The organism is Nocardioides sp. N13(2025), from assembly GCF_051912545.1.
Lineage (GTDB): Bacteria > Actinomycetota > Actinomycetes > Propionibacteriales > Nocardioidaceae > Nocardioides.
Genome location: NZ_CP196809.1, coordinates 2579762 through 2604256, shown reverse-complemented (window position 1 = coordinate 2604256; position 24495 = coordinate 2579762). Strand labels below are relative to the sequence as shown.

Sequence of the window (24495 nt, the reverse complement as noted above, 5' to 3'; positions counted from 1 at the left end):
TCAGCCGACCCTTCTCAACGCACTTCGAGCTGGAGCACGACCGTGTCGGGCTCGTGGCTCTCCACCTCGACCACGCCCGGGCGGTCGATCGTGATCTCGTGCTCGCTGGTGCCCGCCTCGTAGGCGATCTCCTTCTCGGGGGTGGAGTGCACGTGCATCTCGCCGGGCTCGTCGGCGGTGACGGTGAGGACCAGGGTCTGGCCGACCGCCAGCTCGACGCGCTCGCCGTTGGGGGTGAAGGAGTCGCCCTCGCGGGTCACTGTGACCGCGACCGAGTCTCCCTCGTTGGACGAGCCCTGGGTCACGGGCGGGTCGTCGTCGTCACTGCCGCTGCAGGCGGTCAGGCCCAGGGAGAGCACCAGGGCGAGGGGGGCGGCGAGAGGGGCAAGGCGCGCGAGGCCGCGACCGGACACGAATTTCTCCTTCAGCTGTTTTCCGCACGAGACGGTGGTCACGACACGCAGTCGGCCACCGCCTCTGCCAGAATCCCATGCGGGACAAGCGTTGCCGACGAGAGGGCAGGACATGACGGAGCGGCTCCGGCCGCGGGACCTGGCCATCCTGGCCGCAGAGTCCCCCACGACGCCCATGCACAACGCCACCCTCGAGATCTTCGACCCCGGTGACTCCGGCTTCGACCACGACCGCCTGGTCGAGCTCATCGCCGACAGGATCGCCTTCGTGCCGCGCTACCGGCAGCGGCTGCAGACGGTGCCGGGCCGCCTGGCCAACCCGGCGTGGGTGGACGACGAGAACTTCGACCTCGGCTACCACGTACGCCGTTCCGCGCTGCCGCGTCCGGGGACCATGGACCAGCTCCGCGAGCTCGTCGCCCGCATCGCCTCCCGCCCGCTGGACCGCAGTCGTCCCCTGTGGGAGGTCTACTTCGTCGAGGGGCTCGCCGACGGTCGGATCGCGCTGCTCACCAAGAGCCACCAGATCCTGGTCGACGGTCGCGAGACCGTCGACATCGGACAGGTGCTGCTCGACACCTCCCCGGACCGCTCGCCCCTCGGCCATGACGACGACTGGCGACCGCGACGCGCGTCCGGGCCGGTGGCCGCTGCGGTCAATGCCCTCACCGACAGCCTCGAGAGCCCCCGCACGCTCTGGTCGACCACGCGGGCCAACGCCGAGCTCCTCGGACGGCAGGCCTCGGCGACGGGCGCCCGGGTCGCCGAGGTGGCCCATGCCCTCGCCGGCCGCGGGCCGGTGCACTCCACGCCGGTCCACCGGCGGTTGTCCCAGCAGCGGCGCTTCGTGGCCGTGCGCACCGAGCTCGCCGACTACCGCGCCATCCGCGAGGTCCACGGCGGCACCGTCAACGACGTCATCCTCGCCACGGTGGCAGGCGGCCTCCGCGGCTGGCTGATGACGCGCGCGGAGTCGATGGGCGGGCTGCGGACGATCAAGGCGATCGTGCCGATGTCGGTCATCGACGACGAGCTCGAGGCCACCTCGCTCGGCAGCCAGGTCACCGGGCACCTGGTGAACCTGCCGATCAGCGAGGCCAGCCCGGTCGTACGCCTCCACCAGGTCAGCTACGACCTCAAGGCCCACCGCGACAACGGCCGCAACGTCTCGGCCCGCCGGTTGTCCGGGATCGCCGGCTTCGCGCCGACGACGTTCCACGCCCTCGGCGCGCGGCTCGCCACCGCCGAGCTGCGCCGCGGGTTCCACCTGTCGATCACCAACGTGCCCGGCCCGCAGTTCCCGCTCTACGCCGACGGCGCGCGGATGCTGGAGTCCTACCCCGTCCACCCCTTGCTGCCCGACCACCCGCTGGCCATCGGGGTCACGTCCTACGACGGCGGCGTGTTCTACGGCATCACCGCCGACCGCGACGCCGTGCCGGACGCGGACGTCCTCGGCCAGTGCGTGCTGGAGTCGCTCGAGGAGCTGAAGGACTCGGCCTCCGACTCGCGGCCGCGGGCCCCGCGCGGGCGGAAGAAGTGACCCGCCGCTACCTCCCGACCACGCTGCCGCGGCTCGCGGAGCAGTGGGACGGCGAGGGTCCGGAGCTGCGCGACCCCGTCCTGGCCGAGGACGACGCCGAGGAGACGGAGTACGCCGCCCTGATGACCGCTGCCGACGCGTCGGCCGAGCTGCTGGCGGGCCTGCCCGACGGCCGTCGGCGCCGGGTCGTGGTGGTGGTCGAGACCGCCTCGGCCGAGGCCCCGGTGACGTGGCGCGACGTCGTCGCCGTCCACGTGGACGACCGCGACGACGCGGACCCCGACGACGACCTCGCCTGGTGGGCGACCCAGGAGATCGACGACCTTTTGAGGCTCGGGTGACTCTCTGACACGATCAGCGTCATGGACGCGATCACCTTTCCTCCGGCTCCCACCAACGAGCCGAACCTGACCTACGCCCCCGGCAGCGCGGAGCGGGAGACCCTCGTCGCGGAGCTGGCGCGGCTGGAGAAGAAGCAGCAGTCGTTCCGCGCGGTGATCGGCGGGCGGCGCCGCAACGGTGGCGGCGCGGAGATGAAGGTCGTCCAGCCGCACGACCACGCCCACGTGCTGGGCACGTTGAAGAACTCCACGACCAAGGACGCCGAGGCCGCGATCAAGGCCGCCGCCGACGCCGCGCCGGCCTGGCGCGCGATGCCGTTCGACGAGCGCTGCGCGATCATCCTCAAGGCCGCCGACCTGCTGGCCGGCCCGTGGCGCCAGACGCTCAACGCCGCCACGATGCTGGGGCAGTCGAAGACGGCGTTCCAGGCCGAGATCGACGCCGCGTGCGAGCTGATCGACTTCTGGCGCTTCAACGTCCACTACGCCAAGCAGATCCTCACCGACCAGCCGATCGCCAACAGCCCCGGCATCTGGAACCGCACCGACCACCGCCCGCTCGAGGGCTTCGTCTACGCGATCACGCCCTTCAATTTCACCGCGATCGCGGGCAACCTGCCCACCGCCCCGGCGCTGATGGGCAACACGGTCATCTGGAAGCCCTCGCCGACCCAGCAGCTCGCCGCGTCGCTGACGATGGAGCTGCTCGAGGAGGCCGGCATGCCGCCGGGCGTGATCAACATGCTCCCCGGTGACGGCCTCGAGGTGTCGAAGGTGGCGCTGGCGCACCGCGACCTCGCCGGCATCCACTTCACCGGCTCCACCCCGACCTTCCAGCACCTGTGGCGCACGGTCGGGGAGAACATCACCGGCTACCGCTCCTACCCGCGCATCGTGGGGGAGACCGGCGGCAAGGACTTCATCGTCGCCCACCCGTCCGCCGACCCCGACGTGCTGCGGGTCGCGATGATCCGGGGCGCGTTCGAGTTCCAGGGCCAGAAGTGCTCGGCGGCCTCGCGCGCCTACGTCCCGAAGTCGGTGTGGGCGAAGATCAAGGACCAGCTGATCGCCGACACAGAGGCGCTCGCGATGGGTGACGTCACCGACTTCACCAACTTCATGGGTGCGGTGATCGACGACCGCGCGTTCGCCAAGCACAAGGCGGCGATCGCGCGCGCCAAGCGGCAGAAGCACCTCACGATCCTGGCCGGCGGCCAGGTCGACGACTCGGTCGGCTGGTTCGTGCGACCGACCATCGTGGAGTCGACCGACCCGACCGACCAGATGTTCTCGGACGAGTACTTCGGCCCGATCCTCGCGGTCCACGTCTACGACGACGCCCGGTTCGAGCAGGTCGTGGAGCAGATGGAGTCGTTCGCCCCGTACGCCCTGACCGGCGCGATCATCGCCCAGGACCGCGCGGCCATCGCGTGGGCCCGCAAGACGCTGCGGTTCGCGGCCGGCAACTTCTACATCAACGACAAGCCGACCGGCGCGGTCGTGGGCCAGCAGCCGTTCGGCGGCGGTCGCGCGTCGGGCACCAACGACAAGGCCGGCGCCGCGGTCAACCTGCTGCGCTGGACCTCGCCGCGCTCCATCAAGGAGACCTTCGTGCCGCCGAAGGACCACCACTACCCGCACCAGGGCTGAGGCGTGCTCCGTCCTCTGTGGCACATGGGCGCCCTGCACCCGGTCGAGCAGGGGCTCACGCTCCTGCTCGCCGTCGGGCCCTTCGTCGTGCTCGGGATCGTGGTCCTGCTGCGGCGCAGGGAGGACGGGGCCGACCAGCGGCTGAGCCACTCCACGCCGACCTCGTGCTCCTTGTCGAGCGCCTCGCTGAAGAGCCCGGCGATGAGCGACTCGATCTTGCCGCCGACGAGCGGGATGCGGACGGACAGGTCGAGGTCGATCGACTCGGTCGTCGTCGCGCCGGACTCGGTGAGCACCAGCGTGCCGACCGCCTCGCCCGGCTTGCCGGGGATGAGGAGGTGGACGTCCGCCGACGTGGGGGAGGTCCAGGTCTCCTTCTGCACGATGAGGATCTCGTCGCCGACGAACTTGCGGGCGAACGACGGGAGGTCGTCGCCGGAGCGGACCTGCTCGATCGTCACCAGGTCGCCGGCCACGACGGCCGAGCCGCGCACGACCTTCTGCCGCTCGAGCACGGCCTCGCGGAACGCCTGGTCGTCGAGCATCGCGGCCACGGCCTCCGCCGGGGCGTCGTACGTCAGCTGCTTGGTGAGCTTCGTGCTCATCGGGGAACCACCGCATCCTGTGTCGTCGTGGGAGCCGGAATCTGCGGCCCATCATGGCCCAGGGAGCGAAGTGACGCGCCGGTAGGGACCCGTGTTGTGAGGGTCACACGGCGGGTTCTATGGTCGGGTCGTGGCGACGCCCGAGGAGACCAAGGACCAGCAGCTCGACGCGGCGACGGAGGGACGACCGGACTGGGTGGACCTGGTCCGCGCGTACTACCGGCACGTGGCTCCGGAGGAGGTCGTCGAGCGGTCGCCGGAGGACCTGTTCGGTGCGGTCGCGTCCCACCGCGAGCTCGCCTCGTCACGTCCGCAGGGCACCGCCGCCGTCCGGGTCGTCACCCCCACGAGCGCTGAGTCCGGATGGTCGGCGGCCGGCCGGTCGGTGGTCGAGGTCGTCACCGACGACATGCCCTTCCTGGTCGACTCGGTCACGATGGAGCTCGCCCGCCTCGGGCACAACGTGCACTCCGTGATCCACCCGCAGCTCACCGTCGAGCGCACCATCACCGGCGAGCTCCAGCACGTCGCCTCGCCGGCCGAGCAGCCGCACGGCGACACGGCCGCCTCAGGTGCCGAGTCGTGGATGCACGTCGAGATCGACCGCACCGACGAGGCCGAGGCCGCCGAGATCACCGAGGGCGTCCAGCGCGTCCTGCGTGACGTGCGGGAGTCGGTCGAGGACTGGGCCAAGATGCACGCCCAGGTGCTGACCGTGGTGTCCGAGCTCGACGACAACCCGCCCCCGCTGTCGCCGGCCGAGATCGAGCAGGGCCGCAACTTCCTGACCTGGCTGGCCGACGACCACTTCACGTTCCTCGGCTACCGCGAGTACCAGCTCGAGGCCGAGGAGGGCGCCCCTGAGGAGTGCGGCCTGCGCGCCCTGCCCGGCACCGGCCTCGGCATCCTGCGCCACGACCAGGACCTGTCCGCCTCGTTCGCCAAGCTGCCGCCGATCGCGAAGGCCAAGGCCCGCGAGAAGACGCTGCTGGTGCTGGCCAAGGCCAACTCGCGTGCCACGGTGCACCGCCCGGCCTACCTCGACTACGTCGGGGTCAAGACGTTCGGTCCGGACGGCGAGGTCGTCGGCGAGCGCCGCTTCCTCGGCCTCTTCTCCAGCGCCGCCTACACCGAGTCGGTCACCCGCATCCCGGTGCTGCGCGAGAAGGCCAAGGAGGTCATGCGCCGCGCCGGCTTCGACCCGCGGAGCCACGCGGGCAAGGCGTTGATGGACACCCTCGAGAACTACCCTCGCGACGAGCTGTTCCACACCTCGCCGGCCGAGCTGGCCCCCGTGGCGCAGGACGTGATGTTCGCGCGCGAGAGGCGCCAGCTGCGGGCGTTCGTGCGCCGCGACACCTACGGCCGCTACGTCTCGGTGCTCGTCTACCTCCCGCGCGACCGCTACAGCACCGCCGTGCGCGAGCGGTTCGCCGAGATCCTGCGCGAGGAGCTCGGCGGCGAGCACGTCGAGTTCACCGCGCGCGTCAACGAGTCGACCACCGCGCGCGTGCACTTCGTGGTCCACCCGCCCAAGGGCCACCACATCCCGGAGATCGACGTCCCCGACCTCGAGCGCCGCCTGACCGAGGCCTCGCGCTCGTGGCGCGACGACTTCATGGCCGCGGTCGTCAACGACTACGGCGAGGCCGAGGGCTCGCAGCTGGCGCGCGCCTGGGCCGGCGCCTACCCGGAGGCCTACAAGGAGGACTACACCCCGCAGCGCGGCTCCGCCGACCTGGGCCGCATCGAGGCGATCAAGGGCGACGAGGGCATCGACCTCGCACTCTTCGACACCGACGAGAAGGGCGGCGGCTACCGTCGCGGCGAGTCGCGGCTGAAGGTCTTCCGCGTCGGCGAGCCGCTCTCGCTGAGCTCGGTCCTCCCGATGCTCACCTCGATGGGCGTCGAGGTCGTCGACGAGCGGCCGTACGAGCTCGAGGGCCTGTCGCGACCGTCGTACATCTACGAGTTCGGGATCCGTCACGGCCGGGTGCTCCCGCCCCACGAGCGGACGCTGTTCGCGGAGGCGCTGCGTGCCGTCTGGGACGGCTACAACGAGATCGACGGGTTCAACCAGCTCGTCCTCGCGGCCGGCCTGACCTGGCGCCAGGCCACCGTGCTCCGGGCCTACGCGAAGTACCTCAAGCAGGGCAACTCACCCTTCGCCCTTGACTACATCGAGGAGGCGCTGCGCAGCAACGTCGACATCACCCGGCTCCTCGTCGAGCTGTTCGAGTCGCGCTTCGACCCGGGCCGCGGTGACCGCGCGCTCGACGCCGGTGCCGAGGCCCGCACGGCGAAGATGGAGGCGATCGAGGAGCGCCTCGCCAAGGCGCTCGACGACGTGGTCAGCCTCGACCACGACCGCATCCTACGCTCCTACCGGACCCTGGTCCGCGCCACCTTGCGCACCAACTTCTTCCAGCGCACGGACGCCGGCGAGGTCCACCAGTACATCTCCTTCAAGCTCGAGCCGTCGGCGATCCCCGACCTGCCCGAGCCCCGCCCGCGCTACGAGATCTTCGTCTACAGCCCCCGGGTCGAGGGCTCGCACCTGCGCTTCGGCGCCGTCGCCCGCGGTGGCCTGCGCTGGTCGGACCGTCGCGACGACTTCCGCACGGAGGTGCTGGGGCTGGTCAAGGCGCAGATGGTCAAGAACACCGTGATCGTGCCGGTCGGCGCGAAGGGCGCGTTCTTCTGCAAGCAGCTGCCCGACGCCTCCGACCGCGACGCGTGGATGGCCGAGGGAGTGGCCTGCTACAAGACGTTCATCTCCGGCCTGCTCGACATCACCGACAACCTGGTCGACGGCAAGACCGTGCCGCCGCGCGAGGTCGTGCGCCACGACGGAGACGACTCCTACCTCGTGGTGGCGGCCGACAAGGGCACGGCGACGTTCTCCGACATCGCCAACGGTGTGGCCAAGGACTACGGGTTCTGGCTGGGCGACGCCTTCGCCTCCGGTGGCTCGGTCGGCTACGACCACAAGGCGATGGGCATCACCGCCAGGGGCGCGTGGGTCTCGGTGCAGCGGCACTTCCGCGAGCGCGGCATCGACTGCCAGACCGAGGACTTCACCGCCGTCGGCATCGGCGACATGTCCGGCGACGTCTTCGGCAACGGCATGCTCTGCTCCGAGCACACCCGCCTCGTCGCCGCCTTCGACCACCGCGACATCTTCATCGACCCCGACCCCGACGCGGCGGCGTCCTTCGCCGAGCGGAAGCGCCTCTTCGAGCTCCCGCGGTCGAGCTGGAAGGACTACGACGCCTCCCTGATCTCCGAGGGCGGCGGCGTGTGGCCGCGCTCGGCGAAGTCGATCCCGGTCTCGGCGCAGGCGCGCCAGGTGCTGGGCCTGTCCTCCGACGTCACGGCGCTGACGCCCGCCGAGCTGATGAAGGCGATCCTGCTCGCGCCGGTGGACCTGCTCTGGAACGGCGGCATCGGCACCTACGTCAAGTCGTCCGAGGAGACCAACGCCGACGCGGGCGACAAGGCCAACGACGCGATCCGCGTCAACGGCGAGGACCTCCGCGCGCAGTGCATCGGTGAGGGCGGCAACCTCGGCTTCACCCAGCTCGGCCGGGTGGAGTACGCCCGCTACGGGGTGGGCGGCAACGGCGGTCGGATGAACACCGACTTCATCGACAACTCCGCCGGCGTGGACACCTCCGACCACGAGGTCAACATCAAGATCCTGCTCGACAAGGTCGTGCGGGCCGGTGAGATGGACGAGACCGCCCGCAACACGCTGCTCGCGGAGATGACCGACGAGGTCGCCGCGCTGGTGCTGCGCGACAACTACGAGCAGAACCTCGCCCTGGCCAACGCGGAGGCGCACGCCCCGTCGCTGCTGCACGTCCACGAGGACTGGATGCGCGCCCTCGAGCGCCGCGGGGTGCTCAACCGCGACCTGGAGGGACTGCCGAGCACGCGGCAGGTGCGACGTCGCCTCGACCGCAAGCAGGCGCTGTCGTCGCCGGAGCTCTCGGTGCTGCTCGCCTGGACCAAGATCGTCCTGGCCGAGGAGCTCATCGACTCCGACCTGCCCGACGACCCCTACCTGCGCGAGGACCTGATCGCCTACTTCCCGAGCCGGATGAAGCCCGAGCTCGAGGCGGCCATGGAGGACCACCCGCTGCGTCGCGAGATCATCGTGACCCAGGTCGTCAACGACCTGGTCAACGGTGCGGGCATGACGTTCTGGCCGCGCCTGCAGGGGGAGACCGGGGCCACCGCGGCCGACCTGACCCGGGCCAACTTCGTGGCGCGCGAGATCTTCGGCTCGTTGCAGCTGCGCCACGACATCGCCGCGCTGGACAACCAGGTCCCGGCCGAGCGCCAGACCCGCATGCGGATCGAGATGCGTACGCTCGTCGAGCGCGCGTCGCGGTGGCTGGTGACCAACCGGCGCCCGCCCCTCGACTCCCGCGCGACGGTGGAGTTCTTCCGCGGTCGCGTGCAGGCGGTGATGGCCGAGCTGCCGGGCATCATGAGCGGCCACGAGCTCGACGACTACGTCGCGCGCGAGAAGCGCCTGAGCGACAACGGCGTACCCGCGGAGCTGGCATCCCGCGTCGCGGTCCTGGCCCCGGCCTACAGCCTGCTCGGCATCGTCGAGACCGCAGACCGGCTCGACCTCGACCCGACCGAGGTGGCACGCGTCCACTTCGCCCTCGGCGAGCGGCTCGGCCTCCCGGCACTGGTCGAGCGGATCTTCGCGCTGCCGCGCGACGACCGCTGGCAGACCATGGCCCGGGCCGCGGTGCGCGACGACCTCTACGGCGTGCACCAGCAGCTGACGGCCCAGGTGCTGGAGTCCACCAGCGCGGACGACCCGGCACCGGCCCGGGTGGCCGCGTGGGAGAACGCCGACGAGGAGCTGATCGAACGCGCCGCCGCGACGCTCGAGGAGATCTGCCGCGAGGAGACCGCGGAGCTGGCCCGCCTCTCGGTCGGCCTGCGGGTCGTGCGCGGCCTGCTGTCCTGATCGGTCCTGGCTGATGGGTCTGCTCTGGGTCACGCCCCGGGCCCGCCTGCGCAGGCTGGCGTCCCGTGGCGGGCCCAGCCCGCTGGCCGGGCGCACGGTGCTCGTCACGGGCGCCAGCTCGGGCATCGGGGAGGCCACCGCGCTGGCGGTGGCCGAGCGGGGCGCCCGCGTCGTGCTCGTCGCCCGGCGGGAGGCGGAGCTCGAGCGGGTCCGCAGCACGATCGAGGCCCGCGGCGGCACCGCGACGTCGTACGCCACCGACCTCAGCGACCTCGACGCGATCGACGCGCTGGTCGAGCGGGTGCTGGCCGAGGTCGGCACCGTCGACTACCTCGTCAACAACGCCGGGCGCTCGATCCGCCGCTCCCTGGCGCTGTCCCACGACCGCTTCCACGACTTCGAGCGCACCATGGCGATCAACTACTTCGCCCCGGTGCGCCTCACGATGGGGCTGCTGCCCGCCATGCGCGCGCAGGGCTTCGGCCACGTGGTCAACATCGTCACGTGGGGCGTGCAGATGAAGGCGCCGAAGTTCGCCGCCTACATCGCCTCCAAGACCGCGCTCGACACGTGGTCGCGCATCGCCGGGCGCGAGACCTACGCCGACGGCGTCACCTTCACCAACATGCGGTTCGCGCTGGTGCGGACCGCGATGGTCGCGCCCACCGACGCGTACGACGACCGCGCGAGCATGACTCCGGAGCAGGCGGCCGCCAAGGTCGTGCGCGCGCTGGAGGAGCGCCCGGTCACGTGGGACACCGCCGCCGGCCGGGTCGGCGGGGTGGTCAACGTCGTCGCGCCACGTCTCAGCGACGCCCTCATGTCGCGCTTCCACCGCAGGATGCCGGACTCGGCGGCTGCGCGCGGCCTCTCAGAACAGCAGTAGCGCGGCCACCACGCCGGCGGCCACGACCGCCCAGCGGAAGACCGCGTCCGGCAGCTTGCGGCCGATGCGCGCGCCGACGTAGCCACCCACCAGCGAGCCGGCCGCCAGCAGGACTGCCACGTCCCAGCGCGGGTCGGCGACGAACACGAAGACGAGGCCCGCCACGATGTTGCCGACCATCAGCGACAGCGTCTTCAGGCCGTTGACGATGCGCAGCTCGAGGTCGGTGCCGATGCCGAGGACGGCGACCATCATCACGCCCGCGCCGGCGCCGAAGTAGCCGCCGTAGGCCCCCGTGACCGTCGCGAAGAGCGTCGTCGCGGGGGACATGTGCCGGCGCTCGGCGAGGCGTTCGCCGTGACGCTCCTCGTGCCGCGCCCGCAGCCACCGCGCGATGCGCGGCTGGACGCCGACGAGCAGGCAGGTGAAGAGGATCAGGTAGGGCACGATCGCCTCGAACACGCCCGGCGGCAGGCCGAGGAGGAGGGCCGCGCCGATCACGGCGCCGATCGCGCAGACGACCACGATCACCTGGGCGATCGGCCCCGCCTCGCGGACCTCCCGGCGGTAGCCGACGACGCCGCCCATGCCGCCGGGGATGAGGCCGAGGGTGTTGGACACGTTGGCCACGACCGGCGGGAGCCCGAGGCCGACGAGGACCGGGAAGCTCAGGAGGGACGCGACCCCGACCGTCGAGGAGAGCACGCCGGCGCCCAGCCCGGTCGCGAGGACCAGGAGCACCTCGGCAGGTGTCACGGCTGCTCGCGCAGGAGCGCCACGTCGCTGACCATCTCGACGTGGGCGTGCATGGCGTCGGCCGCGGCGGCCGGGTCCCCGGCACGGATCGCCTCGGCGATCGCCCGGTGCCCGGCGAGGGAGTCCTGCGGGCGCCCGGGCTGGCCGAGCGACTCGAGGCGGGTCTCCTTGATGAGGTCGCCGATCTCGTCCATCAGGCGCGCGAGCAGCAGCGAGTGGGACGCCGCGGTCACGGCGCCGTGGAAGCGCTCGTCGCCCTCGACGCCCCGGCCGCCGGCCTCGATGTCGGCCTCCATGGAGGCCAGGGCGTCGTCGATGCGGGCGAGGTCGTCGTCGGTGCGACGGACGGCGGCCAGCGCGGCGATCTTGGTCTCGAGGGCGTCGCGCGTCTCGATCACCTCGGGCAGCCGGTCGGCGTGGCTGCGGATCGCCTCGACGATGCGGGTGGTCTGGCGGTGGCCGGCGGTGACGACGGTGCCGTCGCCGTGTCGTACCTCCACGACGCCGATCACCTCGAGCGCCACGAGCGCCTGGCTGAGCGTGGCGCGACTGACGCCGAGGCGCTGCGCGAGCTCGCGCTCAGGGGGGAGGCGGTCGCCGGCGCTGAGCCCGTTGTCGCCGATCCACGACGAGATCTGGCCGGCCACCTGCTCGTAGAGGCGGGTGCGGAGCAACCGGGGCGGGAACGAGGGGTCGGACATGCGGACACCCTATTGACCAGCGGCCCATTGTCCTATTGGCTAGGCCACTGTGCCACGCACGTGATGAGGGTCACCCCCGTCCCTCCGTGCCGGCGCCATCTACTCGGAGGTGTGGACCATGGGTCCCGAATGGATTGCGATCCTCGCGCTGATCGCCCTGTTCCTGGTGGGCACGCTGCTGCCCATCAACATGGGCGCGCTGGCGTACGTCGCCGCATGGCTGGTCGGGATGTACTCCCTCGGCCTGGACGAGAAGGAGATCCTCGCCGGCATCAGTGCCGACCTGGTCCTCACCCTGATCGGCGTCACCTACCTGTTCGCCATCGCACGGCAGAACGGCACGGTCGACCTCATCGTGAGGACTGCGGTGTCCTCGGTGGGCGGCCGCGTGGCGCTGATCCCGTGGGTGATGTTCGCCGTCACCGCGGTGATCACCGCGATCGGTGCCGCCAGCCCGGCGGCCTGCGCGATCATCGGCCCGATCGCGCTCGGCTTCGCCGGCCGCTACGGCATCAGCCCGCTGATGATGGGCATGTTCGTGGTGCACGGAGCCCAGGCCGGTGGCTTCTCGCCGATCTCGATCTACGGCACGATCACCAACTCCGTGATGGAGGACGCCGGGCTCGGTGCCTCGCACCTGACCATCTTCTTCTCCAGCCTCGCGGTGAACACCGTGATGGCCGCGATCCTCTTCGTCGTCCTCGGCGGCCGCAAGCTCATGTCGGTGCGGATGGACCCTGACGGAGAGCTCGTGCACGCTGGCGGCGGCACGGTCGCCGACGAGCGTGGCGCCATCGGCGGACGCGTGCACCCGGACCGCTCCGACCGCAAGTCGGCCACCGGCGCGACCCCGACCACCGGCACCCCGCCGTCGACGGACCCCGAGCAGACCGGCAGCACCAAGGAGCACGTCTTGACCCTGTTCGCGTTCCTGGCCGTCGCCGTCGTGGCCCTGGCCTTCGACAAGAACATCGGTTTCGCGGCCATCACCGCCGCGGTCCTGCTCTCGGTGCTGACCCCGAAGGCCTACAAGGACACCGTCAAGCAGATCGCCTGGCCGACCGTGCTCCTCGTCGCGGGCGTCAGCACCTACGCGACGATCCTCACCACCGCCGGCTCGCCCGAGTTCGTCGGGAAGTGGGCCGCCGGCCTCGGCGCCGTGGCCATCGGCGCGCTGATCCTCTGCTACGTCGGTGGTGTGGTCTCGGCGTTCGCGTCCTCCACGGCGCTGCTGCCGGTGATCATCCCGATCGCGATCCCGCTCATCGCCGAGGGTGGTCTGTCGGCCGGCTTCTTCGTGGCGGCGCTCGCGGTCTCCTCGACGATCGTCGACGTCAGCCCGTTCTCCACCAACGGTGCCCTGATGCTGGCCAACAAGCCCGACACCATCGACGAGAGCACCTACTACAAGCAGATCCTCACCTACGCCACGATCGTCACCCTCGTCGGCCCCGCGCTCGTCTGGGCTGCCCTCGTCCTCCCCGGATGGAGCTGACCATGACCGGACCCCTGGCCGACCTGCTCGTCGTCGACCTGACCCGGGCGCTCGCCGGGCCGCACGCCACCCAGATGCTGGGCGACCTCGGTGCCCGCGTGGTGAAGGTCGAGGCTCCGGGCACCGGCGACGACACGCGCGGGTGGGGGCCGCCGTTCGTCGGCGAGCCCGACGACCGCCAGTCGACGTACTTCCTCTGCACCAACCGCAACAAGGAGTCGATCGCCCTCGACCTCAAGGACGCGGGCGACAAGGACGTGCTGCTCGGCCTCGTCGAGCGTGCGGACGTGCTGGTGGAGAACTTCCGGACCGGGGTCCTGGAGCGCCTCGGTCTCGGGATCGAGGAGCTGATGCGGCTCAACCCGCGCCTGGTGGTCCTCTCGATCACCGGTTTCGGCCACGACGGGCCCGAGGGCGGTCGCGCCGGCTACGACCAGATCGCCCAGGGCGAGGCCGGCCTGATGTCGCTGACGGGCTCGGGCCCCGACGACCCGCAGCGCGTCGGCGTGCCGATCGCCGACCTGCTGTCGGGGATGTACGGCGCCTATGGCGTGCTCGCCGCGCTGCACGAGCGCGAGCGCACCGGCAAGGGCACCGTCGTGCGCACCTCGTTGCTCGCCTCGGTCGTCGGCGTGCACGCCTTCCAGGGCACGCGGTGGACGGTCGCCGGCGAGGTCGGCCGCGCCCAGGGCAACCACCACCCCTCGATCGCGCCCTACGGCCTGTTCCACTGCCGCGACGGCGCGGTCCAGATCGCGCTGGGCAGCGAGGGGCTGTGGAAGAAGTTCTGCGCCGGCTTCGGCCTCGACCCCGACGCCGAGGGGCTCGCCACCAACGGCGAGCGCGTCGCCCGGCGCGCGCAGGTCATCGAGGTCGTCGAGCAGGCGTTCGCGGACTGGGACGCCGAGCCTCTGCTCGCCCGGCTCGCGGAGATCGGCATCCCGGCCGGCAAGGTCCGCACCCTGGACGAGGTCTACGGGTGGGACCAGGTCGCCAGCCAGGGGCTGCTCGTCGACGTCGAGCACGCGACCCTCGGGCACCTGACCCTGCCCGGCCCGCCGCTGCGGTTCTTCGACGCCGCCGGGGCCGAGGTCACCCGCCGGGACCACACGGCACCCCCGCTGCTCGACCAGCACTCCGACGAGATCCGCGCCTGGGTCGGGGGTGGCGGAGCGTGACAGAGGCGAGGCGCTGGACCGCCCCTGAGCTCCTCGACCTGGTGCTCGACGAGGGCACCTTCACCTCGTGGGACGCCCCGGTCGACCTGTCCGGGGTCGACGACGACTACCGCGCGGTCCTCGAGGCGGCTGCCGCGAAGGCCGGCACCGACGAGTCGGTGCTCACGGGCCGCGGTGAGGTCCGGGGTCGCCCGGTGGCCGTGGTCGTCAACGAGTTCCGCTTCCTCGCCGGCTCGATCGGCCGCGCCGCCGCGGACCGCATCACCGCCGCCGTACGCCGTGCCACGGCCGAGGGCCTGCCCCTGCTGGCCAGCACCGCGTCGGGCGGCACCCGCATGCAGGAGGGCACACCCGCCTTCGTGCGGATGGTCGAGATCTCGCGGGCCCTCATGGACCACCGCGCGGCCGGCCTGCCCTACCTCGTCCACCTGCGGCACCCCACCACCGGTGGCGTCTACGCCTCCTGGGGCTCGCTCGGCCACGTCACCGTGGCCGAGCCGGGCGCGCTCGTCGGCTTCCTCGGGCCCAAGGTCTACGAGGGTCTCAACGGCCGGCCGTTCCGCCCCGGCGTCCAGGTGGCCGAGAACCTCGCGGCCAACGGCGTCATCGACGGCGTCGTCGGTGCCGAGGACCTCCCGGCGATGGTCGACGCGGCCCTCGCCGTCCTCGTCGACGCCCCCGGCCCCGGCCGGCTGCCCACCCGCGCCTCACGCCCGCTCGGCGACCACACCGCGTGGGACAGCGTCGCGCGCACCCGACGTACGGACCGGGCGGGCGTGCGCGACCTGCTCGCCCACGGCGCGAGCGGCACGCTCCAGCTCCGCGGCACCGACGAGGGCGAGCGCGACTCGAGCGTCCTCGTCGCACTGACCCGCCTCGACGACCAGCCGTGCGTCGTCATCGGGCAGGACCGCTCCCGCCAGACGCCCGGCCACGCCATGGGACCGGGGGCGCTGCGCGAGGCACGCCGCGGGATGCGGCTGGCCCAGGAGCTCGGGCTGCCGCTGGTGAGCGTCATCGACACCCCCGGCGCCGAGCTGTCGCCCGAGGCCGAGGAGCGCGCCATCGCCGGCGAGATCGCCCGCTGCATCGCCACCTTGACCACGATGACGGTGCCCACCATCTCGGTGATCCTCGGCCAGGGCTGCGGGGGAGGGGCGCTCGCTTTCCTCCCGGCCCGGACCGTGGTCGCGACCGAGCACGCCTGGTTGTCGCCGCTCCCGCCGGAGGGTGCCAGCATGATCGTGCACGGCGACCTGACCCACGCCCCCGAGATGGCGGCCCGGCAGCGCATCCGCGCGGCCGACCTGCTCGCCGACGGCGTCGTCCAGCACCTCGTGCCGGAGGTGGAGGGGGGGTCCCCCCGCGACCTCGCCGTCGCCGTCGCGGCCGAGGTCGGGACGCGGTTGCGCGAGCTGAGCGGGCGTACGCCGATGGCCCACGCCTCCTGAGCTGTCGAGGGCCCGGTCAGCTGGCCTTCTTGGCCGCTGTCTTCTTGGCGGGAGCCTTCTTCGCGGCCGACTTCTTGGCGGCGGTCTTCTTCGCTGGGGCCTTCTTGGCCGGCGTCTTCTTCGCGGCGGGCTTCTTGGCGGCGGACTTCGTCGCGGGCTTCGCGTCGGCCTCGTCGACCTGCTCGCCGCGCGCGGACTTGGCCGCGGCCACCGACTTCTGGAGGGCCGCGAGCAGGTCGACGACCTCGCCGGAGGTCTTGGTCGAGGTCTCGGTGCGCTTGATCTCGCCGCCCTCGATCTTCGACTTCACCAGGGCCTCGACGGCACCGGCGTAGTCGTCCTCGAACTCGCTGGCGTCGAAGTCGCCTGCCAGCGTCTCGACGAGCATGTGGGCCATCTTGACCTCGGAGTCCTTGACGTCACCGGTCTCGACGGAGAAGTCGGGCGTGCGGATCTCGTCGGGCCACATCATCGTCTGGAGCACGATCACGTCGTCCTTGACGCGCAGCACCGCGATGCTGGTGCGCTGGCGCAGCGCGACGGTCACCACGGCCATCCGGTCGGCGTCGAGCAGCGCCTGGCGGAGCAGGGCGTAGGGCTTGGCGCCGGCGCCCTCGGGCTCGAGGTAGTAGGACTTCTCGAAGAGCAGCGGGTCGATCTGCTCGCGGGGCACGAACTTCTCCACGGCGATCTCGCGCGACGAGGCCGACGGCAGCTCGGCCATGTCGTCGTCGGTGAGGATGACCATCTCGCCGTCCTCGGTCTCGTAGCCCTTGGCGATGTCGGCGTAGGCGACCTCCTCGCCGTCGAGGGAGCAGACCCGCTGGTACTTGATCCGGCCGCCGTCCTTGGCGTGCACCTGGCGGAAGGACACGTCGTGGCTCTCCGTCGCGGCGTAGAGCTTCACGGGGACACTGACCAGGCCGAAGGAGACGGCACCCTTCCAGATCGCTCGCATGCGACGACGATAGCCGTCACATCAGACACACGTCTCCCTCCAGATGGGGGACGCAGGGATGCCAGACTGGCCCGCGTGCGCCCCATGCTCGCCAGCAAGACCGACCGCGTGCCGACCGGCGCGCAATGGCTGCACGAGGTCAAGTGGGACGGCGTGCGCGTGCTGGTCGACGTCCGCGACGGGGTCGTGCGGATGACCAGCCGCAACGACAACAACGTCACCGCGGCGTGGCCCGAGCTCAGCGTCGCGCCGCTGGGGACCCGTGACCTGATGGTCGACGGCGAGGTGATCGCCCTCAACGACCGTGGCGTGCCCGACTTCCGGGTACTCCAGCACCGGATGCACCTGCGCAACGCCAAGGAGGTCGCGCGGCTGGTGAGGTCCGTGCCGGCGACGCTGATGGTCTTCGACCTGCTCCGCCTCGACGGCGAGGACCTCACCTCGCGCCCGCTGGAGGAGCGACGTGCCCTGCTCGAGGAGCTGCCCCTTGCCGACTCGACGTGGCAGGTCCCACCGGCGTACGACGACGGCGAGATGCTGTTCGCCGCCACCCTGCAGCAGGGGCTGGAGGGCGTGGTGAGCAAGCGGCGGACCTCGCGCTACCGCTTCGACCAACGCAGCGAGGACTGGCGCAAGCTCGCCCACCGCCACCGCGGGTCCTTCGTGGTCGGGGGCTGGCGCCCCCAGGTCGGTACGACGAACCGGCTGGCCGCGCTGCTCGTCGGTGAGCAGACGCCTGAGGGCCTGCTCTACCGCGGCCGGGTCGGCAGCGGCATCGCCGGCGCCACGAGCGCCCGCCTCGCCGAGCTCCTGGCGCCGCTGACCAGACCCGCCAGCCCCTTCGCCGACGAGGTGCCGCGCGTCGACGCCGAGGGCACCTTCTGGGTCGAGCCGCGGGTCGTCGTCGACATCGACACGCACGGCCTCGGCTACGAGCGCCTGCGCCAGCCGTCCTTCCAGGGCGTGCGCACCGACCTGACCCCCGAGGACCTCGCATGAAGTGGCTCCTGGCAACCCTGCTCGTGGCCGCGACGACGCTCGCGGCGCCGGCGAGCGCGCAGTCCGACGTCGTCAGCCTCGGCGGCGTACGCGTGGAGCTGCGCGAGGGCACCACCCAGGTCGTCACCGTCAACCACGCCCGCGGCACCCGCGCCCGGGTCTCGCTGTGGCGGCTGACGAGCGAGGGCTGGAAGCGGCAGCTCACCACGGCGGGCGGTCGCACCGGCTACGGCGGCCTCGTCGACGGCCACCGTCGCCGTCAGGGGAGCGGCACCACGCCGCTCGGCACCTACGGGCTGCCGTCGACGTTCGGCACCCACGCCGCCGACCCGCGCGCGGCCCTGCCCCACCACCGCATCCGCCGTGGCGACCACTGGGTGCAGGACAACGCGTCCCGCTTCTACAACCGGCTGCGCAACCAGCGGCAGGGCGGCTTCCGGTGGTGGCTGCCGCCGTCGGACCCCGACTCCTCGGAGCGGCTGACCGACTACCGCCGCGAGTACGAGTGGTCGGTCGTCACCGACTTCAACGTCGAGCAGGTGCGCCACCGTGGCTCCGGCATCTTCCTCCACGTCAACGGCCGCGGGCCCACGGCCGGGTGCGTCAGTGCGCCGCGCCGCTTCGTCCGCGCCGTCGTGCGACTCCTCGACCCGGCACGGGTCCCCGTCATCGGGATCGGCCGATGAGCGAGCTCCAGGTCGACGTCGAGGGACGCACCCTCACCATCAGCAACCTCGACAAGGTGCTCTACCCGCGCACCGGCACCACCAAGGGCGAGGTGCTCAACTACTACGCCCAGGTCTCGCCGGTGCTGCTGCCGCACCTGGCCGACCGGGCCGTCACCCGGATCCGCTGGCCGCACGGGGTGGAGAAGGCGAGCTTCTTCGAGAAGAACGTGCCGGCCGGCACCCCCTCGTGGGTGCGTACGGCCGAGGTGCCCACCACCGGCTCGCGCTCGGGCAAGGGCGACGGCACGATCCGCTTCCCGATCTGCGACGACCTCGCCACCCTCACGTGGCTCGCCAACCTCGCCGCGCTGGAGCTGCACGTCCACCAGTGGACCGTCGAGGCGGACGGCACCCCGCGCCACCCCGACCGTCTCGTCATCGACCTCGACCCGGGCGAGCCGGCAGGGCTGCACGAGTGCGCGCAGGTGGCGCTGATGGTGCGCGACGCCCTGGCCGAGCGCGACCTGGGCTGTACGCCGGTCACGAGCGGCAGCAAGGGCCTCCATCTGTATGCACCCATGGACGGCGCTCTCGACAGCGACGGCACCACGGCGCTGGCCAAGGAGGTGGCCGAGGCGCTGCAGAAGGAGCACCCCGACCTCGTCACGAGCGTGATGACGAAGGCCAAGCGCCCGGGCAAGGTGTTCCTCGACTGGTCGCAGAACTCCGGCTCCAAGACCACGATCTCGCCCTACTCGCTGCGTGGCCGGGAGCGACCCACCGTTGCCGCACCCCTCACCTGGGAGGAGGTCGAGGCCGGCGCGGAGGACGAGCTGGCGCTCGAGCAGCTCACGATGGACCAGGTGCTGGAGCGGGTGGCCGAGCTGGGCGACGTCTTCGAGGCCTGAGCAAACGCCTCCCAACCGCCGAACGTCCATCTATGCTCCTTGGCATGGTGCACGACGTGCTGGTCGTAGAGGACGAGGAGGACATCGCCGTCCCGTTGATGCGCACCCTCGAGCGCGAGGGCTACGACGTCAGCCGGGTCTCGGTGGGTTCCGAGGCGGTGTCCTTCGTCGTGGAGGAGGGGCCAGCGGTGGTCATCCTCGACCTCGGCCTGCCCGACATGGACGGCATCGACGTGTGCCGCCAGATGCGTTCCGGCGGCTATACCGGCGGGATCATCATGGTGACGGCGCGCGCCGGCGAGCTCGACCGCGTGGTCGGCCTCGACGTGGGTGCCGACGACTACCTCGCCAAGCCCTTCGGCCTCGCCGAGCTCCTGGCCCGCGTGCGCGCCCTGCTGCGCCGCAGCGCCTCGAGCGCGCCCGATGACACGAGCGTCACCACGTCGTCGGGCCTCAGGATCGACGCCGGCTCACGCCGCGTGCACCTCGGGGACCGCGAGATCGCGCTCACGGCCAAGGAGTTCGACGTGCTGGCCGTCCTGGCCAACAGCCACGACAAGGTCGTGCCGCGCGAGACCCTGATGAACCAGGTCTGGGACCAGAACTGGTACGGCTCGACGAAGACGCTCGACGTCACCATCGGGCGCCTCCGCAGCAAGCTCGAGGCCGCCGACGCCGGCGAGAAGGTCGTGGCCATCCGGGGCGTCGGGTTCCGCCTCGAGACCGGCACCTGACCGGTCTGCACCAGACCGCGGCGGGCAGCCCGCGCCCCTACCATGGGAGCCGGGAGAGTGCCCATGGGTCGTCGAGCAGTGCTGGTGGCCACCACCATCCTCATCCTGGGAGTCACGAGCTCGGTCAGCGCCGCGGCCCCCTGGACGGACCGCGGGTGGGGACGCCTGTCCGCGAAGGCCTACCAGCGCTCTGACCTGTGCGCGAACCTGCCGGGTGTCCAGCGGACGGTCCCGCCCGGCTACACCAAGGACGCGAGCGGCGCCTGCCTCCCGCCCCCCATGCCGACCCCGACGCCGACCGCGCGGCCGCCGAACGCCGTCCCCGATCCGCAGCCCGGCTTCACGCGGGTCTTCACCGACCAGTTCGACGGGACGGCGCTCGACCCGGCGAAGTGGCTCTCCTACACCGGGACCTTCACGTCGTCGGAGGGGTGCAACGAGCCGGACAACCTCACGGTCGGCGGCGGCGTGCTGACCCAGGTCTTCGCCTACCAGGGCAGCGGCGTGTGCGGCGCCGGGTGGTACCACGGCTCGATGGTGGTGGACCGCGCCTACGGCGGGAACAACCAGTCGGTCACGGTCCGCTTCCGGGTCCTCAACGACGACCCCGCCACCACCGAGGCGTACCGCATCATCCCGATGCGCTGGCCCAGCCCGATCGACGACGGACCGGTGCCGCCGTGGTACCTCGGCGAGGCCGACTACTGCGAGGGCTCGAGCCTGGACGGGTGCTCGACCTTCCTGCACTACCGGGACGTGGACACCCAGGTCGTGCGGCGGCACACCTTCGACCTCACCCGGTGGCACACCCTCCGGGCCACGCAGCGGCCCGGCAACGACGTCGAGATCTACCTCGACGACATGGCCGTGCCCGTGTGGTCGTACGACGGCAACGCCACCACCGTGCCCGACGTGTTCCGGCGGACGGTGCTGCAGCAGGAGTGCGCGGGCACGTGCCCGACCACCCGGACCGGCTCGGAGCGCATCGAGGTCGACTTCGTGACCATCGACGACCACCGCTGAGGTGACGGGTCGCTGGGCCCGGCCGGTTGTCCACAACCTTTACCTTCGCCCTGTTTCCGCACCCCGAGTGCTGGGTAGCGTGACGGTGCACCTTCTCGGGGAAGCGGGGCACCATGACGGCGGAGCGTCTGGCGGTGGATCGGCCACTGGTCGAGCGCCTCGACGAGCAGGTGCGGGAGCGGGTGCGGCGCGAGGGTGTCGACCCGCAGCGCGAGGCCCTCGTCGTACGCCGCATCGCCGAGGACGTGGTCTCCGAGCACGACCAGCTCAGCCTGACCGGGAAGGTCGCGCCGATCGCGGACGACGGCGCCATGGTCGGCGAGCTCGTCGCCCGGGTCTCCGGCTTCGGCCCGCTGCAGCCCTTCCTCGACGACCCCGAGGTGGAGGAGGTGTGGATCAACGACCCCAGCCGGGTCTTCATCGCCCGCCGCGGCCGGCACGAGCTGACCAACCTGCGCCTCGACGCCGCCCAGGTCGACGAGCTGGTCGAGCGGATGCTCAAGTCGAGCGGACGGCGCATCGACATCAGCACGCCCTTCGTCGACGCGATGCTGCCCGAGGGCCACCGCCTCCACGTCGTGCTCGAGGGCATCACGCGCGGGTTCACCGCGGTCAACATCCGCAAGTTCCTGCTCCGCGCCCACCGCCTCGCCGACCTCGTCGCGCTCGGCAGCCTCACCCCGCAGGCGGCCCGCTTCCTCGAGGCGTCGGTGCGCGCCGGGCTCAACATCCTCGTCGCCGGCGGCACGCAGGCCGGCAAGACCACCATGCTCAACTGCCTGGCCGCCGCCGTGCCGGGCGGGGAGCGCGTCGTCAGCGCGGAGGAGGTCTTCGAGCTGAGGTTCAGCCACCCGGACTGGGTGGCCATGCAGACCCGTCAGGCCGGGCTCGAGCAGACCGGCGAGATCGTGCTGCGCGACCTCGTCAAGGAGGCGCTGCGGATGCGGCCGAGCCGCATCCTCGTCGGGGAGGTGCGCGCGGCCGAGTGCCTCGACCTCCTGCTGGCGCTCAACTCAGGGCTGCCCGGGATGTGCACGCTCCATGCCAACTCCGCGCGTGAGGCACTCGTGAAGATGTGCACCCTGCCGCTCCTCGCCGGCGACAACATCTCGGCGCGGTTCGTGGTGCCCACGGTGGCGACCTCGGTGGACCTCGTCGTCCACCTCGGGATGGGCGCGGACGGCCGGCGGCGCGTCAACGAGATCGTCTCGGTCCCGGGCCGGGTGGAGGCCGACGTGATCGAGGTCGAGCCGATCTTCGTGCGCACGGGTGCCGACCTCCGGCGCACCGGTGGCGTCCCCGCGCGCGTCGAGCGCTACGAGCGCGTCGGCATCGACGTGCACGCGCTGCTGGCCCCCGACCAGGAGGGCGAGCGGTGATGGGTGCGCTGCTCGGTCTGGGCGTCGGCGTGGGCCTGCTCCTCGTCTGGTCGGCCTTTGCCCTCCCGCGCACGCCTCGGCCGACCACGCCCACCACGTCCTCGCTGGGCCGCCTGCTCGGCCGTGCCGGGCTGGCGGACGTCACCGCGGCGAGCGTCGTCTCGCTGTGCGCCGTGCTCTTCGCCGTGGCCTTCGCCCTCGTGCAGGCCGTCTCGCGGACGATGCCGGTGGCGTTCGTGTTCGCGGCGATGGCGGCCTACGTGCCGATCGCCGTCCTGCGGCAGCGGGCGGCGCGGCGGCTGCGCGAGTTCGCCGAGGTCTGGCCCGAGGCGGTCGACAACCTCGCCAGCGCCGTACGAGCCGGGCTGTCGCTGCCCGACGCCGTCGCGGCCCTCGGCGCCACCGGTCCCGAGCCGCTGCGCCACGACTTCTCCCAGTTCGCGCTCGACTACCAGGTGACCGGGCGGTTCGGGGAGTGCCTCGACCGCCTCAAGGACCGCCTCGCGGACCCGGTGGGCGACCGCGTGATCGAGGGTCTCCGCCTGGCCCGCGAGGTCGGTGGCGGCGACCTCGGCCGCCTGCTGCGCAACCTGTCCGGCTTCCTGCGCGACGACGCGCGGACCCGCTCCGAGCTCGAGTCGCGCCAGGCCTGGACCGTCAACGGGGCCCGGCTCGCCGTGTCGGCGCCGTGGATCGTGCTGCTGCTCATGTCGTTCCAGACGACCGCGATCCGCCACTACGCCTCACCCGGCGGCGTGCTGGTGCTGGGGATCGGCTTCGGGGTCTGCGTCCTGGCCTACTCCGCGATGATGCGGATCGGCCGGCTGCCCGTCGAGAAGCGGATCCTGTCGTGAGCACGCTGGTCTGGGGCGCGCTGCTGGGAGGGGTCGCCGGCGCCGGGCTGCTGCTGGTCGGACTGCGGGTCAGCGTGCTGCGCCGACCCCGGCTGGCCGACCGGGTGCTGCCCTACGTCCGTGACCTGCCGGTGCGTGACCACGCAGCGGTCCTGCGCCCGGCCTCGTCGTCACCCACCACGGCGGCCGCCGGCATCTTCGGCCCGGTCCTGCGCTCGGTCGCCGACCTGGTCGAGCGGGTGATGGGCGGCAGCTCCTCCGTACGGCGCCGGCTGCAGCGCGCCGGCCTCGACCGCACCGTCCAGGACTTCCGCGTCGAGCAGGCCGTCTGGGGGCTGGTCGGGTTCGGCGCGGCCGCGGGGCTCAGCCTGCTGCGAGCGCTCGGAGGAGTGGGTGGCGTCGGCTCGGCAGTGGTGTTCTGCGCCCTCGGGTTCGTCTGCGGTGTCTTCCTCCGCGACAACCGGCTCAGCACGCAGGTGAAGAACCGCGAACGCCAGGTGCTCACCGAGTTCCCGACCATCGCCGAGCTGCTCGCGCTCTCCGTGGCCGCCGGCGAGAGTCCCGTCTCGGCGCTCGACCGCGTCGTCACGCGCAGCCACGGAGCGCTCTCCGAGGACCTCGCCCAGGTGCTGGCGCGCATCCGCACAGGCGAACCGGTCGGCCCCGCCTTCGAGTCCCTCGCCGCGAGCACCGGCCTGCCCATCGTCGCGCGCTTCGCCACCGGCATCACCGTCGCCATGGAACGCGGCACCCCGCTGGCCGACGTGCTGCACGCCCAGGCCGCCGACGTACGCGAAGCCGGACGACGGCTGCTCATCGAGACCGCGGCCCGCAAGGAGATCGCGATGATGGCGCCCGTCGTGTTCTTCGTCCTGCCCGTCACGATCCTCTTCGCCTTCTATCCCGGCGTGCTGGGCCTCCGACTCACCACGCCCTGACGACCTGCACCACTCGAAAGGA

At 71.9% G+C, this 24495-nt stretch carries 21 protein-coding genes; 16 read left to right on the top strand and 5 right to left on the bottom strand.

Features of this window, described 5'->3' with window-relative positions; genetic code table 11:
• Positions 1 to 14: 14 nt before the first annotated feature.
• Positions 15 to 455, bottom strand: a complete 441-nt coding sequence (locus ACS3YM_RS12665; RefSeq protein ID WP_439936786.1) for a hypothetical protein — start codon at positions 453 to 455, stop codon at positions 15 to 17.
• Positions 456 to 525: 70 nt separating this feature from the next.
• On the opposite strand from ACS3YM_RS12665, the gene ACS3YM_RS12660 reads away from it, so the two are divergent.
• Genes ACS3YM_RS12660 through pruA form a run of 3 tightly spaced genes read left to right on the top strand, consistent with a single transcriptional unit; the run spans position 526 to position 3947 of the window.
• Positions 526 to 1956: a WS/DGAT/MGAT family O-acyltransferase gene (locus tag ACS3YM_RS12660; RefSeq protein WP_439936785.1), complete on the top strand. Its 1431-nt coding sequence runs from the start codon at positions 526 to 528 to the stop codon at positions 1954 to 1956.
• Positions 1953 to 2297 carry a DUF6912 family protein gene (locus ACS3YM_RS12655; protein WP_439936784.1) on the top strand — a complete coding sequence of 115 codons (345 nt, stop codon included), beginning with the start codon at positions 1953 to 1955 and terminating at the stop codon, positions 2295 to 2297. Before ACS3YM_RS12660 ends, ACS3YM_RS12655 begins: the two co-directional genes overlap by 4 nt.
• 21 nt (positions 2298 to 2318) lie before the next feature.
• On the top strand, positions 2319 to 3947 hold the full coding sequence (gene pruA, locus ACS3YM_RS12650; RefSeq protein WP_439936783.1) for an L-glutamate gamma-semialdehyde dehydrogenase: 1629 nt from the start codon (positions 2319 to 2321) through the stop codon (positions 3945 to 3947).
• On the opposite strand, the gene ACS3YM_RS12645 is transcribed toward pruA, so the two are convergent.
• A complete protein-coding gene (locus ACS3YM_RS12645; protein ID WP_439936782.1) occupies positions 3929 to 4552 on the bottom strand; it encodes a DUF2505 domain-containing protein in 624 nt (207 codons plus the stop codon). The genes pruA and ACS3YM_RS12645 overlap by 19 nt on opposite strands.
• 130 nt (positions 4553 to 4682) lie before the next feature.
• Between ACS3YM_RS12645 and ACS3YM_RS12640 the strand changes: the two genes are divergently transcribed.
• Positions 4683 to 9545, top strand: a complete 4863-nt coding sequence (locus tag ACS3YM_RS12640; RefSeq protein WP_439936781.1) for an NAD-glutamate dehydrogenase — start codon at positions 4683 to 4685, stop codon at positions 9543 to 9545.
• A gap of 13 nt (positions 9546 to 9558) precedes the next feature.
• The gene (locus ACS3YM_RS12635) at positions 9559 to 10431 is read left to right on the top strand and encodes an SDR family NAD(P)-dependent oxidoreductase (protein WP_439936780.1); all 873 of its coding nucleotides are present in this window, start codon (positions 9559 to 9561) and stop codon (positions 10429 to 10431) included.
• On the opposite strand, the gene ACS3YM_RS12630 is transcribed toward ACS3YM_RS12635, so the two are convergent.
• Positions 10417 to 11187, bottom strand: coding sequence for a sulfite exporter TauE/SafE family protein (locus tag ACS3YM_RS12630; protein ID WP_439936779.1), 771 nt, complete (start codon positions 11185 to 11187; stop codon positions 10417 to 10419). The genes ACS3YM_RS12635 and ACS3YM_RS12630 overlap by 15 nt on opposite strands.
• A complete protein-coding gene (locus ACS3YM_RS12625) occupies positions 11184 to 11888 on the bottom strand; it encodes a FadR/GntR family transcriptional regulator (RefSeq protein ID WP_439936778.1) in 705 nt (234 codons plus the stop codon). The genes ACS3YM_RS12630 and ACS3YM_RS12625 overlap by 4 nt, the downstream gene beginning before the upstream one ends.
• A gap of 118 nt (positions 11889 to 12006) precedes the next feature.
• Here ACS3YM_RS12625 and ACS3YM_RS12620 point away from each other — a divergent pair, with 118 nt between their 5' ends.
• Genes ACS3YM_RS12620 through ACS3YM_RS12610 form a run of 3 tightly spaced genes read left to right on the top strand, consistent with a single transcriptional unit; the run spans position 12007 to position 16012 of the window.
• Entirely contained in the window at positions 12007 to 13383 is a 1377-nt protein-coding gene (locus ACS3YM_RS12620) for an SLC13 family permease (RefSeq protein ID WP_439936777.1), read from the top strand.
• 2 nt (positions 13384 to 13385) lie between these two features.
• Positions 13386 to 14561 carry a CaiB/BaiF CoA transferase family protein gene (locus ACS3YM_RS12615; RefSeq protein WP_439936776.1) on the top strand — a complete coding sequence of 392 codons (1176 nt, stop codon included), beginning with the start codon at positions 13386 to 13388 and terminating at the stop codon, positions 14559 to 14561.
• Complete coding sequence (locus ACS3YM_RS12610; protein WP_439936775.1) at positions 14558 to 16012, top strand: carboxyl transferase domain-containing protein; 1455 nt, start codon at positions 14558 to 14560, stop codon at positions 16010 to 16012. Before ACS3YM_RS12615 ends, ACS3YM_RS12610 begins: the two co-directional genes overlap by 4 nt.
• A 16-nt stretch (positions 16013 to 16028) precedes the next feature.
• Here the strand turns inward: ACS3YM_RS12610 and ku are convergent, their stop codons facing one another.
• A complete protein-coding gene (gene ku, locus ACS3YM_RS12605; RefSeq protein ID WP_439936774.1) occupies positions 16029 to 16970 on the bottom strand; it encodes a non-homologous end joining protein Ku in 942 nt (313 codons plus the stop codon).
• Between the two features lie 84 nt (positions 16971 to 17054).
• Between ku and ligD (ACS3YM_RS12600) the strand changes: the two genes are divergently transcribed.
• From ligD (ACS3YM_RS12600) to ACS3YM_RS12565, 8 genes are all read left to right on the top strand, one after another.
• Positions 17055 to 17969 carry a non-homologous end-joining DNA ligase gene (ligD, locus tag ACS3YM_RS12600; RefSeq protein WP_439939886.1) on the top strand — a complete coding sequence of 305 codons (915 nt, stop codon included), beginning with the start codon at positions 17055 to 17057 and terminating at the stop codon, positions 17967 to 17969.
• On the top strand, positions 17966 to 18655 hold the full coding sequence (locus ACS3YM_RS12595; protein WP_439936773.1) for a L,D-transpeptidase family protein: 690 nt from the start codon (positions 17966 to 17968) through the stop codon (positions 18653 to 18655). The genes ligD (ACS3YM_RS12600) and ACS3YM_RS12595 overlap by 4 nt, the downstream gene beginning before the upstream one ends.
• Positions 18652 to 19545 (top strand): non-homologous end-joining DNA ligase, encoded by an 894-nt coding sequence (ligD, locus tag ACS3YM_RS12590; RefSeq protein ID WP_439936772.1) that lies wholly within the window; start codon positions 18652 to 18654, stop codon positions 19543 to 19545. Before ACS3YM_RS12595 ends, ligD (ACS3YM_RS12590) begins: the two co-directional genes overlap by 4 nt.
• 44 nt (positions 19546 to 19589) lie before the next feature.
• Entirely contained in the window at positions 19590 to 20279 is a 690-nt protein-coding gene (locus ACS3YM_RS12585) for a response regulator transcription factor (protein WP_439936771.1), read from the top strand.
• A 63-nt stretch (positions 20280 to 20342) separates the two neighbouring features.
• Positions 20343 to 21302 carry a hypothetical protein gene (locus ACS3YM_RS12580; protein ID WP_439936770.1) on the top strand — a complete coding sequence of 320 codons (960 nt, stop codon included), beginning with the start codon at positions 20343 to 20345 and terminating at the stop codon, positions 21300 to 21302.
• Positions 21303 to 21415: 113 nt separating this feature from the next.
• Complete coding sequence (locus ACS3YM_RS12575) at positions 21416 to 22681, top strand: CpaF family protein (protein WP_439936769.1); 1266 nt, start codon at positions 21416 to 21418, stop codon at positions 22679 to 22681.
• Positions 22681 to 23535: a type II secretion system F family protein gene (locus ACS3YM_RS12570; protein ID WP_439936768.1), complete on the top strand. Its 855-nt coding sequence runs from the start codon at positions 22681 to 22683 to the stop codon at positions 23533 to 23535. The genes ACS3YM_RS12575 and ACS3YM_RS12570 overlap by 1 nt, the downstream gene beginning before the upstream one ends.
• On the top strand, positions 23532 to 24473 hold the full coding sequence (locus tag ACS3YM_RS12565) for a type II secretion system F family protein (protein ID WP_439936767.1): 942 nt from the start codon (positions 23532 to 23534) through the stop codon (positions 24471 to 24473). The genes ACS3YM_RS12570 and ACS3YM_RS12565 overlap by 4 nt, the downstream gene beginning before the upstream one ends.
• Positions 24474 to 24495 lie beyond the last annotated feature (22 nt).